Source organism: Vagococcus sp. (assembly GCF_052102835.1).
Classification (GTDB): domain Bacteria; phylum Bacillota; class Bacilli; order Lactobacillales; family Vagococcaceae; genus Vagococcus.
The window spans coordinates 99,288-114,384 of the sequence record NZ_JBQEIL010000007.1 but is presented as its reverse complement, the minus strand read 5'-3'; the positions used below and the strand labels follow the sequence as shown (position 1 = coordinate 114,384).

The 15,097-nt window shown below is 36.4% G+C and carries 7 protein-coding genes and 1 other annotated feature (1 of these 8 running past the window's edge); all 7 genes read right to left on the bottom strand.

Annotated features, from left to right (window positions below; translation table 11 throughout):
- The coding region (locus tag ACTJFD_RS08480; RefSeq protein WP_442260913.1) for a Cna B-type domain-containing protein at positions 1-6,177 on the bottom strand (6,177 nt) is incomplete at its 3' end.
- Positions 6,174-7,586 carry an Ig-like domain-containing protein gene (locus ACTJFD_RS08475; RefSeq protein ID WP_442260912.1) on the bottom strand — a complete coding sequence of 471 codons (1,413 nt, stop codon included), beginning with the start codon at positions 7,584-7,586 and terminating at the stop codon, positions 6,174-6,176. The genes ACTJFD_RS08475 and ACTJFD_RS08480, both read right to left, overlap by 4 nt.
- Before the next feature lie 418 nt (positions 7,587-8,004).
- Positions 8,005-8,265, bottom strand: coding sequence for a SemiSWEET family transporter (locus ACTJFD_RS08470; protein WP_442260911.1), 261 nt, complete (start codon positions 8,263-8,265; stop codon positions 8,005-8,007).
- A 195-nt stretch (positions 8,266-8,460) separates the two neighbouring features.
- Positions 8,461-9,867, bottom strand: a complete 1,407-nt coding sequence (gene pepV / locus ACTJFD_RS08465; protein WP_442260910.1) for a dipeptidase PepV — start codon at positions 9,865-9,867, stop codon at positions 8,461-8,463.
- A 36-nt stretch (positions 9,868-9,903) separates the two neighbouring features.
- Positions 9,904-10,647, bottom strand: coding sequence for a pseudouridine synthase (locus ACTJFD_RS08460; RefSeq protein ID WP_442260909.1), 744 nt, complete (start codon positions 10,645-10,647; stop codon positions 9,904-9,906).
- A 74-nt stretch (positions 10,648-10,721) separates the two neighbouring features.
- A complete protein-coding gene (locus tag ACTJFD_RS08455) occupies positions 10,722-12,365 on the bottom strand; it encodes a putative polysaccharide biosynthesis protein (protein ID WP_442260908.1) in 1,644 nt (547 codons plus the stop codon).
- Positions 12,366-12,459: 94 nt separating this feature from the next.
- The gene (gene leuS, locus ACTJFD_RS08450; protein ID WP_442260907.1) at positions 12,460-14,874 is read right to left on the bottom strand and encodes a leucine--tRNA ligase; all 2,415 of its coding nucleotides are present in this window, start codon (positions 14,872-14,874) and stop codon (positions 12,460-12,462) included.
- Positions 14,875-14,942: 68 nt separating this feature from the next.
- Positions 14,943-15,097: a binding site (T-box leader), on the bottom strand; it runs 49 nt beyond the window's last position.

The following is a 15,097-nucleotide window of genomic DNA, read 5'->3' as shown; positions in this document are numbered from 1 at the left end:
TTTCACTGTGTACGTGTAACGTGTTGTCGTGCCTTCGGAATACTCAGGTAAGTCTTTAAACTCATAAGACCACTTACCTTCAGACCCAGCTTTGACTTCTTGACGGGCATATTCTGTGCCGTCTTGATAAAGGACAACCGTAATATGCTCGGGACGTTCTTTTTCATGGCCCTTATCTTGCCACACTTTTTCACCCGATACTTCGGTCGTTTGATAAGTATTAGTTATCTTCAGACCATCATAAGACACTTCATAGTTCGTTGGTACCTTATTTTCTTTAACGGTATAGACATATTCTTGACCTGTTTTATCGACTTTTGGTAAATTCGTAAATTCATACGTCCAACGGCCATCACTTCCTGATGCGACCTCTTGGCTCGCATACTTGGTATCATTTTGATACAAATCAACCGTGATGGTTTCAGGACGTGGTTCACCTTTACCGTCATTCTCCCAGTGTTTCTCACCGGACTTATCAACCGTTTGATACGTGTTCGTGATCGTCGTTCCTGACACACTACTTTCGTAATCTTTCGGAACATCTGCTTCTTTCACTGTGTACGTGTAACGTGTTGTCGTGCCTTCGGAATACTCAGGTAAGTCTGTGAACGTGTACGACCAATCCTCATTAGGACCCGCTTTAACTTCTTGACGAGCGTATTCTGCGCCATCTTGATATAACACAACTGTAATAGCTTGCGGACGTTTATTCACATGTCCTGTGTCTTGCCAGATTTTTTTGCCTGATACTTCGGTCGTTTGATAACTATTGGTTATCTTCATTCCATCATAAGATACTTCATAGTTCGTTGGTATCTCTTTTTCTTTGACGGTATAAACATATTCATTACCTTCTTCATCAATTTTTGGTAAATCGGTAAATTCATAGGTCCAACGGCCATCACTTCCTGATGCGACCTCTTGGCTCGCATACTTCGTATCATTTTGATACAAATCAACCGTGATTGTCTCCGGACGAGACTCACCATCGTCGTCATTCTCCCAGTGTTTCTCACCTGACTTATCAACCGTTTGATATACATTTGTGATGGTCATTCCTGACACACTACTTTCATATTTAGCTGAAGGATTAATTTCACGAACTTCATACTGAATGAGTTGGTTCTCTGGATTATATTTTGGTAAATCTGTAAATGTAAAGTTCCAATCCTCAACCACTTCTTGTGATTTTATTAGCGTCTCTGTTCCAGCGATAAAGACACCCACCGTAATCGAAAGTGGTCGTTCTGACTCGAAGCCTGTATCTTGCCAGACTTTTTGACCAGACACTTCCGTCGTTTCATAATGGTTGATAAAATCTGAACCTACTGTAGTTGACGTATAATGCTCAACTTCTTGTTCTTTAACAAGATATTGAATTTCTTCGCCCAGCTCATCATACTTCGGTAAGTCCGTAAATTCATAGCGCCACTGAGTATCTTCACTCGCTTGGGTTGTTTTTAACTGAGTTTGTGTACCATCTGCTGCGATTTGATATAAATCAAAACTAATCACTGAATGTGTTTGATTTTCAAAAAAGTCTTGCCAAATTTTTTGGCCTTTCAAATCAATGGTTTCATTATTAATATAATTGTTTTTAAAGTCTGTTGAATTAACTTCAGTCGTTTCATAATCTTGGACGACTTCTTCTAAAACTTGATAGTCATATAAATTTCCATCCTCATCGTACTTCGGATAAGATTGATTGAAATCGTAGGTCCAATCCTGAGTTCCTGATGACGAACCTGTTGCGACGGTAGTATCAATCAGCTCCCCATTCTGGAAAAGATTGAACTTAATTTCCGTTGGTCGCGTTTCAAATTTATTTTCATAATCCTCCCAGATTTTTCTACCACTAAATTGAACGACATCCGTCTTGCGATAAGTATTGATTATCTGTGTAGCATCTGGAATCTGAGTGGTATAATCTTGGACAACTACTTCTTTTACGCTATAACGATACTCATCACCATTGCCATCATACTTCGGTAAATCCGTAAATTCATAGGTCCATAACTGTGTTTCTGAGTCTGGAAAAACAATTTTTTTATGATCGCTTTCCATTCCATTAATAAGTAAAATAACTTGAATAAAATCAGGACGTGTTCCAAATTTATTATCGTAGTCATCCCAAATTTTTTCACCATTAATTGCGGTTTTTTCAGTCTGACGGAATGTATTCGTCAATTTCAATACAATTAAATCATCCGTAGAGGTATCCGTCTCTTTTTTAAGGACTGATTCATAATCTTGCAAATCAGAAACCTCAATAATATTATAACGATATAGAACACCCTCATCGTCATACTTCGGCAAATCAATAAATTCTGTTTGCCATTGTCCATCAGCATCTGGTTGTAGCGTTCGGACATCCCCATAAGGTCTTTCATCTTGGGTTAACTGAATTTCAATTTCGTCTGGGCGGGTATTAAATTTATTATTATAATCATCCCACTCTTTTTTTACCGCTAATTTCACTTTTTCAGTATTACGGTACTCATTAATGAAACTATCTCCTATCTGAGTTGAGGTATACTCATCAATCGGCAGTTCTTTCACCGTATAAATATAAAGTTTATTGGTCACTGCTTCATATTTAGCTAAATCAGTATAAGTATAACGCCATTCAGAGGCTGTATCTCCATCTGTAATCATTGGAACAGCTTCAGTCATCTGTTCACCGATACCGGTCGTTCCTTCTGTTTTACGATACAACTCTAATTTTTCTTTAAACACCGCCTGTGTTGGACGTTTACCAAAAACATTCTCATGATCATCCCAATATTTCACACCCGATAAATCCGTGGTGTCTAGTGAATGATCTTTAGTATTTGTTAATTTAAAGCCTAGTGTATTAGGATCACCTAACGGAACAACTTCCACTGTCGAATCATAATCTGGCACTGTGACTTCTTGAATATCATACTGATAAGCCTCACCATTATTATCATATTTAGGTAAATCCGTTAGAGTCGTCTTCCATTCACCATTTGCATCTGGAGTTATCTCATAAGGATCCTCTCGATAAAGTCCATTGTTTTGTAATAAGAAAAACTGAACTTTTTCAGGACGAATATCTGTTCCAACAATCTCATTCATCCAAATTTTCTCGATACTAATCTTCGTCGTCTCTGTATTTTGATAATGATTAATTAAGTTATAACCTTGTGTTTCTGACGTATAATCTTCAATCGGATCTTCCTCAATCGTATAAAGATAAGGGTCTAAATGTTCGTCATATTTAGGGAGGTCAGTAAAGGAATAACGCCAATCTCCTGAAGCATCTGCTTCAATTTCTTTTTCTTGATATTTTTGTCCATTTTGTAATAAATGAACCTTGATTTTAGTCGGACGAGCGCCTAATTTATCGTTGTTGTCCTGCCAAATTTTTTCACCAAAGACGGCTGTTTTTTCCGTGTTTTGATAAGTGTTTTTCAAAGTGCTTCCTTCAAATTCTGATTCATAGCCTGGCACTTTATCCTCTTTTACTTTATAAACATAAGAACGGCCTTGTTCATCATATTTATCAAGATCTTTAAATTGATAGTGCCAATTTCCTGAGGCATCTGGTTTTACTACTTGAGAAGCAACAAAAGTATCCATATCTGTCGCTCCTTGTGTATTACGATACAAGTTAACCGTGATGCTTTCTGGGCGAGTATTCAACTTATTGTTTTGGTCATTGATCCATTCCTTTTCACCACTAACCGAAACTTTATCATTATTCACATAAGTATTCGTAAAGGTATTACCCTCGGCTGATTTTTCTGATTGATAACGACTATCCGAAAATTCCTCTTTAACGAGATACTCAAATTCGCCACCATCGTTTCTATATTTAGGTAAATCAGTAAATTTACCTTCCCAAACGCTCTCGTTAGTTTCACTAGCATCCTCTTGAGATAACGTCAATTCTTGAAATTTAGTATTGTCTTGATAAAGCACAAATTTTAACTGATTGGGGCGAGTATCATGTGTATTTTGATAATCTTTCCAAATTTTCATGACTGGGATTTCAATCGTTTCATCATTCGTATACTCGTTGGTAAAATCATAACCGTTTTGAGTTCCTACATAACCGGGAACTTTTTCTTCGACCACAGTATATTTATTTTCTTTACCTTGACTATCGTATTTTTCTAAGTTGGTAAATTCATAAGCCCAACGCCCATTTTTATCTGGGGTAACGACCTGAGTCGCTTCTTTTTGACCATTTTTATATAGATGAAGCGTAATCTCATCTGGACGGGTATTAAAAGCATTGTCATAATCTTTCCAAATCTTGTCACCTTTTATATTTAATTCCTCAGTATAAGTATTAGTGAAAAGCCAACCTGATTCAGTTTGAGTTGCTTCACCATTGTAATGTGGAATGTCTTCTTCAAACATATCATATTGGATGAGTTGACCTTTCTCATCTTGTTTTTTCAAATCTGTAAAGGTCACTTTATAATCATTGGCTTTCGTTAATTTCTTTTCTTGAACCACTGTTCCGTTCGCTCTTAAATAAACTGTAATATCTGGTGTTTCTTTTGTTACAGGGGTCCCTTTCCAAATTTTTTCTGCCTTTAATTCAATACGTTCATCACTTGTTTTTTCATTCATTAAATCATACGTTTGAACCTCAGGAACATCGTCCGATATTTTATACAATTTTCCATCGGCTAATTCTTGAGAAATCGCATAACCTGATGGCGCTTTGGTTTCAACTAGTAAATAATCATCTTTGGTCAACTTATCAAAGAAGACTTCACCCTGTTGATTACTAACTAAACGATCGACAATTTTTGTCTTATCCTTTACTTTTCCGCGATATAAAGTAAACTCGGCTCCCGCCAATGGCTTATTATTACTTTTATCTTTTTTAATGAGATGAAGTTCTTTGGTTTTCCCATGAATAATTCCAGAGCTGTCTGGATAAACAACTTGTTCTGTTACCGTGACTTCATTACTTTCCATCTTAAAGTTGTCACCTTTAACCGTAATCCCATTTTTAACGGGAATTTGTTGACCCGGTCGTGACCCACTTGGATAAACAATTTGGGCATCATAAGAAATATCAATGGGCTCTCTCACATCATTTAAAAATTTTATATAAAATTGACGTTCTGTGTAATCAAAGACATAATCAATATTTTCTTGTAATCGTTCACCGGTCTTTTTCTTTACTTGTACTGTTTCTGGTAGTACACGCTGATTGACCCAATTTTTATCAAAAACTTCAACATTTTTTAAATGATAACTTAACGGATTGACTTCAACATTCCAAGCCATTGTATTTTTGGTCCCCGTCTTCACCCCACCGGTTTTTTCAACTAAGGCATTATCTTGCCAACCCGTCATTAGAGAACCGACAACAGCCGTTCTATCCGTATTGACATCTTCATAATACGCTGTATTTTTTACCTCTCCTGTTGGAAAGACTGACTGATCTTCAAAAATAGTGTCAAAACGTAATCGCATCATATAACTGACACCTGCTGGGACGGTCACTTCTAACTCGTTTGTTGCCTCGTTATAAACCACATTCTGAGCTGGAAGTTCCTCAAAGGGACCTGCTTCCCAACGTTCTTTTTCTAAACGAGCCGAACCAGGAACATACTTCTGGCCTTCGGGGATTTTATCAGTTAATTTTGCACCTGTTCCCACTTTTTTACGACCAATATTAATTAGGATTTTCCAAGAAACACCTTTAGCTCCTGCCGGAAACTCAGGTGGATCGATATTGCTATAAAGTGAGTCAATAAAGGAGCCTGATTTCGTTAAACTCACCCAATTTTCAGGATCAGGTTTCGGTTCATAACTGGCCTCATCTTCATCTTCACCAGGGACTTTATTGATTTCATAAGTATAGATTGCCTTATTTTTTTGGCTGTCAGTGACTTTTGTGTCATAAGCAATTTGAAAATGATGATCCGTTTTTTTATTGTATTTCAGGGTAAAACCAACCCTTTTATCTCCTGACATTTCATACGTTAATTCATAATCTTTATCTGCCAAAAGTTCTTTTTCTGTCAAAATATTTTTTCCTTGAACATCCTGGACCCAAATGCTATTCGCAATAATTTCGCCGTTTTCAACATGATCGACAATTTGCCAACGGTCTAACATCGCTCGCTCTTGGTTAATCGTAATATTCCATCCCAGGATCCCTTCAGCAACCTGTTTATCACTCACCTTTTTTTGATGGAACTATTCGTCGGTCCTGTTTCACCGCCTTCACCACCGCTAGGCTTTTCTGGAACAAAATTGACATCGACAATTTTTTCATGAGAGTTAACACTATTTTTAACAAAGTTAGCTCCCTCTTTAGTTACCTTAGATTGATAAGTTATCTTAACGGGCTCATGGATATCTTCCTTAAAGATAAATTTAAAGCTTTTTAAATCCTCTGCAACCTCTATTTCGTATGCTTTATTCGGTTCTACATTTAAAGAACCTTCAACAAACGTTGAATATTGTGATAAATCATCCGTAAACCAAGCATATTCTTGAGGAACATCATAACCTGACGGATTGTACGTAATCGTCCAATCAATCAGCCCCGTTTCTGGATCATAATCTGTTTTTTGTTTTGAAATATCTTTTCTTTCTTTAACTGTTGCCGAAGCTGTAGCCGAATAATTAACACCATCACCAGTCAATGTCGCCGTATTTTTAATAACTGTTGATGAGTTCGGATAAATACCCGCAGAATAGTTTAAAGGCGTTTCTATATATAAAACATACGCATCTTCTAAAGGTTCTTTAGGAATGACTAGACGACCCTCTGCATCAAAATCAACACCCCAATTTTCCCTAGCTCCATCTCTGACATTACCTGTCGCTAAATCAACATTGCCCTGATAAACTTCCTTCAAATGATAAGCAGTTGCGTTATTTGCAGAATCAACCAAAACAGGGTTATGAATTGTCGCTAATTTGGGATTAATCACTACTCGCCAAGTAATCGTTGTTAAACCACCATCACTTATCGTACTATCGACATATGTTTTTTCAATATAATTTTGATTTTTAGAAACAACATAAATCACGTCATTTTCTTGACTACCAACACCTGGAATCAAAACCTCTATCTCACCTGGACGAGTGACTTCACGTTCATCGACCATGAAAGATAATTGTAAATCACCATCGACATCATCATTCAAATGAACATTATCATTAAAAACAAGTCGAATATGACCTGAATCATCACTATAATAATGACCAAATACCAGATTCACATCCGGATCAATCAATTCTCCACTCGCTTCAGAGGTCAATCGAATCGGTGCATCCTCTGGAAGTTCAAATTCAAAATAATCACCATCTTCAATATTTTTACCCAGCGCATCTGGAATATAGATTTTATAATCAATTTGAAATGCTTCTCCGACATGAACGGGATTGTTTTCTGTGATTGGGTTACCATTGATAGTCATAACCGCACTTGTCAAAATACTCCCCTCATATCCTTCCAGTGTACTGATATCTCGACCTGTTTCAGCAGCCGTTACTTTCATCTGACCAATTGAAAAAAAAGTCGTTACAAATAAATTGCCTAATAAAACTAATAATAAAAACCAAGCCTTCTTCTTACCCATCGTATTCTCATCCTTATATTACTCTCGTTTTTTGAACGAAAGAACCGTTAATCATCAAGTCACTCCTTCTCTGTTGCTATCTTTATTAAGAATACTAAAAACTTTAACATGAAGCCGTCTTTTTATTTTTTCTTAAAAAAAGATTAAAAAAATAAAAGTTCTTCTAACTAAATTATAGCATCTCCGCTTTATTTTTACTCCTTTTTACTTTCTCGACTGTTTTCTCTATTTAATTGTGGATAACTTACTTCTTTACCAACAAAGTTATGCACAGCTTAAGCACTTTTAAAAGTCGCTTTTCAACAGTTATCCACATTGTCCACAGGGTTATCCACAGGTTTTAGTGTGGATAACCACTTTTTTAGACAAAAAAGCTTTTCCACCTGTTAAAAACAAGTTGAAAAGCTTTTTACTCTAATTATCGAATTGCCGTTATAAAAGTAATTAAACCAAATATAATCCCAGGAGCATTTGCCATTGCTAAAGGCCAATCTTTTTTCTCTTTCTTAAGACCATAAGTCACCCACAACGTACAATTAATCGCTGCGACTAAGGGTTGTAAAAAGTTGCCAGGTTGTCCGTTTAAATTATTACTTATTTGAGGAATATAGGAAATATACATTAAACAAGAGGTCACAGTAGCAATCCAGCCTAGTTGTGTTAGTTGTTTTTCTGTCATTTTTCGTCATCCTTTCTTACTTCATTAAATTATAATAACATAATTTATCTTATGAAACAAAAAAAGAGGGGGAGTCTAAAATCCTTCTATTTCAAAAATAAGCAATGCCTGTCATCATTTCTCTTTCATACCCTTACGATTAAATAGTATTAATAAAAAAAAGAGACTCACCTTTTTAGGTCAGCCTCCATTCGTTTATTTAATTAAACGATAAATAGCGTCTGCATAAATGATCGTCGCATTAATCAAATCATCGACTGCCATAAACTCGTTCTTTTGATGCATAGTGTCAATGCTATGTGGGAACATCGCTCCATAAGCAACACCACGTTCAAGGAGACGACCAAACGTACCGCCACCAATCACTTGTTCATGACCTTTTAAGCCAGTATGGTCTTCATAGGTTGCTAACAAAGTTTGAACCAGCGGATCTGTCATCGGTACATAGTGAGGTGCTTTACCACCTGGTTGTTCAACTGCTTTAGCTGTTGTATGTACTAATTTTTCTTGAATCGTTGTTTCTATTTCTTTGCCTGTCATTCCTTTAGGATAACGGAAATTTAAGGTTATTGTATTAACATCTTTTTGATGATCAAAATGAAAAACACCAGCGTTCATTGATAATTTACCCATAATATCATCCTCATGAGCAATTCCAAATTTCACACCTTCTGTGTCAGTATGAACAAAATCAGCAATAATGGTTACATAATCTTTAGCTGGTCCTGAAAAATCATAATCACTTAGAAAGTCTGCTAAATAAGTTCCGGCATTAATTCCTTTTTCTGGCATCGCACCATGAGCTGCTTGACCATTTAAAATAAGAGTAGCTACTTTTCCAGCAAGAGTAACCTCACCTGTGACAGGATTTTTTTCTAAAAATTCTTGATATTCACTTGCAAATGCATCAATATCGCCACTCACTTCAACAACTGCTTCTGCTGTTTCAGGTACCATATTCGCACGCATTCCTGAATCAAAGGTTAACAGATTTAAAGTTCCTTCATTTTTACCTGCTGTTTCTACCACAATCGTTGTATTCCCTTTTTCACCATTGATAATTGGAAACTCAGCGTCTGGTGAAAAGCCAAAATCTGGTTTTTCTTCTACAGTTAAATAGTGGTCCATGCATTCCCAACCACTTTCTTCATCTGTTCCCACAATCAAACGTGTTCGTTTTGAAACGGGTAAACCTAGTTCTTTAATAATTTTAAGTGCATAGTAAGCTGCAACCGTTGGTCCTTTATCATCACTCGCTCCACGAGCATAAATACGACCTTCTCTGATTTCTGGTGTAAATGGATCAGAATCCCAGCCTGGTCCAACAGGAACTACATCCACGTGGCCAATCACACCTAATGTTTCATCGCCAGTTCCATATTCAAGATGTCCGGCATAGTTATCAACGTTTTTAGTGATGAATCCATCACGTTTCCCTATTTCTAAAAATTTAAGCAAGGCATCCTTAGGACCAGGTCCAAAAGGTGCTTCAGCTGTTGCCTTTTCATCTTCTCTCACGCTTGGAATACTAAGCAATGAAAATAAATCATTCATTAGGTCTTCACGACGAGCTTCCACTTCTTTTTTCCAATCAATTATCATAGAGAATCCTCCTCGGTTAGTATAGTTTCTATAATATCATTTTTTTTGACTTTTGTCTGACAATTTAGAGAATAACTCTGCTTGTTCTTCATTTAATAATTCCCGGTATTTTCCTAGTTTAAGTTTAGGGTCCAATGCTAGTCCCCCCATACTTAATCGTTCCAGTTCAAGAACTTCTTTGCCTACTTTTTTGACCATTCGTTTGACTTGGTGGAATTTTCCTTCCATAATTTCTAAACGAATCAGTGTTTGTTCCTTATCTAAGTCTACCTTTAAAATTTCTAAATTTGCGGGCAAGCAAATTTTTTCTTCGCCAATGTCTACACCCGCTTTAAAAATAGCTTGATCCGCTGCCGTCATAATCCCTGCCACAAGAGCTTGGTAACTTTTGGGTACTTTTTTCTTAGGTGATAGCAGTTGATGTGCTAGCTCACCATCATTAGTCAGTAATAAAAAACCCGTTGTATCTTTATCTAAACGACCAACCGGAAAAACATCATGCGCCCGATCTTTATCGGAAAGCAAATCAATCACTGTTCGATGTTGATTATCTTGTGTTGCGGAAACGACATCTTTGGGTTTATTTAACATAAAGTAAACAAATTTTTGATACATGACAACCACCCCATTGACACAAATAACATCCTTCTTTTCATCAATCACTAATTTGCCATCTTTTACGATTTCGCCATTAAGAGTGACCTGTCTACTTTTTAAAACCTGTTTCACTTCTTTACGACTACCAAATCCCGTATGACTTAAAAATTTATCTAATCTCATCTTTTATAAAGGCTTCCTTTCCAAAAGAGACAAAAAGTCTATGACTAGATTGTCACAGACCTTTAGACTATCTCTTATTTAATTTTTAACTTATGACGAAGTGTTTGAATTTTGGGTCCCACTAAATGATCCGCTAAACGGACTTTCAATGCTAAATAACCATAAACAGCCACGCCAACAATGACCGATACTAAGACAATCACCATTGCTTGTCCTTTTATTTCAGGATTTAAAAAGAAGGACAATCCCAAACGACACAGCCAAGTAACTAATGCCATGATTAAACTAAAAATGACAATCAACATTGTACGACGAACAATCATTAAATATTCTAATTTAGCTACTTTGTTAATACTTCTTGTAATTAAAATACTTGATACACCTAGCCCAATCGCTGTTGCGACCAACGGACCATAAACTTCAAAAGCTTTCACTAAAGGTTGCTGTAACAACAGTTTAATGACTAAGCCAATCACTAGCATCACAATTGTTTCAACATTTTTATACACACCTTGAAGCGTGGTAGAAACTAAAATAAAATAACCCATAATTAGCCCAATCACACTTGATTGAATTAATAGATTGATACCTAAAACATCTGGCTCATAAAATAAAACATACATGGGTTTTGCCAAAACGATCATCCCAAATGTCGCCGGAATCATCACAAACAGTAATAATTGAATATTATCACTAATCAATTTCGATAATCCTTTTTTATTGTTCAATGTAAAATATTCGGTGACAAGAGGTAAACTCGTCATCGCGACACCTGTCGCTAAGGAAATCGTAATCATAATCAACTTATCCGGATTGGCACTAAATAACGTAAACAACGCTTCTAATTGTTTTTCCGAATAATTAGTAAAACCAGACATAATCCGTTCAAATGTAAACTGATCTACTAATTTAAATAAAGTAATCCCTGAACCAACAATCGTAAAAGGAATCGCCTGTTTTACAATTTCTTTGACCATTTTATTATTCGCAAAATTGACTTGATTATTACTTCCAGCTACCAAGCGATCCATCTCTGGTTTCTGCTTATAATAGAAATAAAGCAGCGTCGCATAAGCACCAATCATCCCAATAAATGCTGCAAATGTTGATTGGATGACAGCATCGACATAATCACCTTGTCTCACTTTCATGATAATAAAAGTCATCAGCAACATATAAAAAACACGGGCAATTTGTTCGATTACTTGTGAAACTGCTGAAGGCATCATATTTTGATTTCCTTGGAAGTAACCACGAATAACACTCATCGACGGGAAAATCAAAACGGCCCAACTAAGGGAGCGCATCACAGGAACTAAATTTGGATTACCATCAGCTAAGATAGGCGCAAGAAAATACATCACACCTGAAAACAAGACACCGAAAACGGCCATCACGGCAATCGTCCGCTTGAATAAGCGACGACTGATACCGTACTCATTTAAAGAATTATAATGCGATAACTGTTTCGCTACAGCACCTGGAATACCAGCTGTTGCAATCATTAAAAAGATAGCGTAAACGTTATAGCCTTTACTAAACAGACCATTTGCAATTTTTCCGTGTTCCCCCATCCAAGCATACCAAGGTATGATATAAACCGCGCCCAACAATCGCGATAATACACTTCCTATGGTCATCCAGAGTGAACCACGAATCATTTTTTCTTTTGCATTTAGCCCTTGTTCCTCATGTGAGGAAGTAGTTTGATTCGACATGAACATATCCAACTTTCTTATTCCATACTGCTCTAATTGTAGCGATTTCGCGACCGATATGCAAACACTTTTAAGTAATATTTACGTTTACTTTCTAATTGGCAACAATATTTACTAGCTTATTAGGAACCGTAATCACTTTACGAATTTCTTTACCCGCTAACTGTTCTTTTATATGTTCATTTTCAAAAGCTACTTTTTCTAAATCTTCTTTCGATAAATCGCGAGCGACAACTAATTTTGCTCGAACTTTTCCATTCACTTGAATGATTACTTCTAATTCATCTTCAATTAATTCTTTTTCATCATAAACGGGCCACGTTGCAAGACTGACACTTTCTGTTCCACCTAATCTTTCCCAAAGCTCTTCAGAAACAAATGGAGCAACTGGTGCTAATAATTGGATGAAAGCTTTCATATATTCAATGGGTAAAGCCTCTGCTTTATAAGCTTCATTAATGAAAATCATTAATTGAGATAATGCAGTATTAAAGTGAAGTTGTGCATAATCATCCGTTACTTTCTTAACCGTTTGGTGATAAACTTTGGTTAATTGACCATCATTATGTGTCGTAATTCGATCTCGTAACACCGCATTATCATCAACATAAAGACGCCAAACACGGTCTAAAAATTTACGACTGCCTTCTAGTCCTTTTTCACTCCAAGAAACAGAAGCATCTAAAGGTCCCATAAACATTTCATAAAAACGTAACGTATCTGCTCCATACTGTTCTACGATGTCGTCTGGATTAACAACATTTCCTTTAGATTTAGACATTTTCTCATTGTTTTCACCTAAAATCATTCCTTGGTTATGTAAAGTTTGGAATGGCTCTGGTGTATTAACTACGCCTAAATCGTACAAGAATTTATGCCAAAAACGAGCATATAGTAAATGAAGAACAGCATGTTCAGAACCACCTAGATAAACATCGACTGGTAACCATTCTTTAATTTTTTCTGGATCAGCCAATTGGTCACTATTATGTGGATCAATATAACGGATATGATACCATGAACTACCTGCCCACTGAGGCATTGTATTCGTTTCACGACGACCTTTCATTCCAGTTTTTTCATCAACCACTTCAATCCAATCCGTCATATTGGCTAATGGCGATTCACCTGTTCCACTCGGTTTGATATCCTTAGATTTTGGTAAAATTAATGGTAATTCAGCTTCTGGAACCGCCGTCATCGTTCCATCTTCCCAATGAATAATCGGAATTGGTTCACCCCAATAGCGTTGACGTGAGAATAACCAGTCACGTAAGCGATAACTTATTTCTTTTTTACCGATTCCTTTTTCTTCTAACCATTCAATCATTTTATTAATCGCATCTTCTTTATTCAAGCCATCTAAAAACTCAGAATTAATATGTAAACCATCTTCCGTAAAGGCTTCCTCAGTGATATTGCCACCTTCTAAAACAGGTATAATTTCTAAATCAAACGTTTTAGCAAATTCATAATCACGTTCATCATGAGCAGGGACTGCCATAATCGCTCCCGTTCCATAAGTTGAAAGAACATAATCTGCAATCCAAATCGGCATTTCTTTGCCATTCACAGGGTTAATCGCATAAGCTCCGGTAAAGACTCCCGTTTTTTCTTTTGATAGTTCGGTGCGATCTAGATCTGTTTTTTTCTCAGCTTCAATAATATAAGCCTCAACTTCTGCTGCATGATCTGGTGTCATAATTTCTTTAACTAATGGTAATTCTGGTGCTAAAACGGCATAAGTTGAACCAAATAAAGTATCTGGACGTGTGGTGAAGACCGTAAAGTCTAAGTCAGTCTCTTTGATTTTAAACGTAACGTTTGCCCCTTCTGAACGTCCAATCCAATTGCGTTGCATTTCTTTAATATTCTCTGGCCAATCAATTAAATCTAAATCATCAATCAAACGGTCCGCATAAGCAGTAATTCGTAGCATCCATTGTTTCATTGGAACTCGATAAACAGGGTGATCGCCACGTTCTGATTTACCATTGATAACTTCTTCATTCGCTAAAACAGTTCCCAGTGCAGGACACCAGTTTACTGGTACTTCCGCTTCATAAGCCAAGCCTTTTTCAAAGAATTTAGTAAAAATCCATTGTGTCCATTTATAATATTCTGGATCTGTTGTATTGATTTCACGATCCCAATCAAAACTAAAACCTAATGAGTCAAATTGACGTTTAAAGGTTTGGATGTTTTTCGCTGTAAACTCGGCAGGATCATTTCCAGTATCTAAAGCATATTGTTCCGCAGGTAAACCAAACGCATCCCATCCCATCGGATGAAGAACGTTAAACCCTTGCGCACGTTTCAAACGAGCTAAAACATCTGTTGAAGTATAGCCTTTTGGATGCCCAACATGAAGTCCTTGACCTGAAGGATACGGAAACATATCTAAAGCGTAGAAATTTGGTTTCTGTGAAGTTTCCTCCGTTTTAAACGTATGATTTTTCTTCCAATACTGTTGCCATCTTTTTTCAATTTCTTTATGATTATATGCCATTAAAAAAATCCTCCTCTAATTTTTTAAAAAATAAAAAATCCTATAGACAAAAGCTTACAGCTTAATGTCTATAGGACGTTATTTCTATACGTGGTACCACCTATGTTTATATTCTACTATTACTAGAATACCTCACACTTCTTGATAACGGAAAGACTCCGAAGCGATGATTTAACGGTCAGACAAGTTCAAAAGTTCCATTTGTACATTTTCACCAGCCATG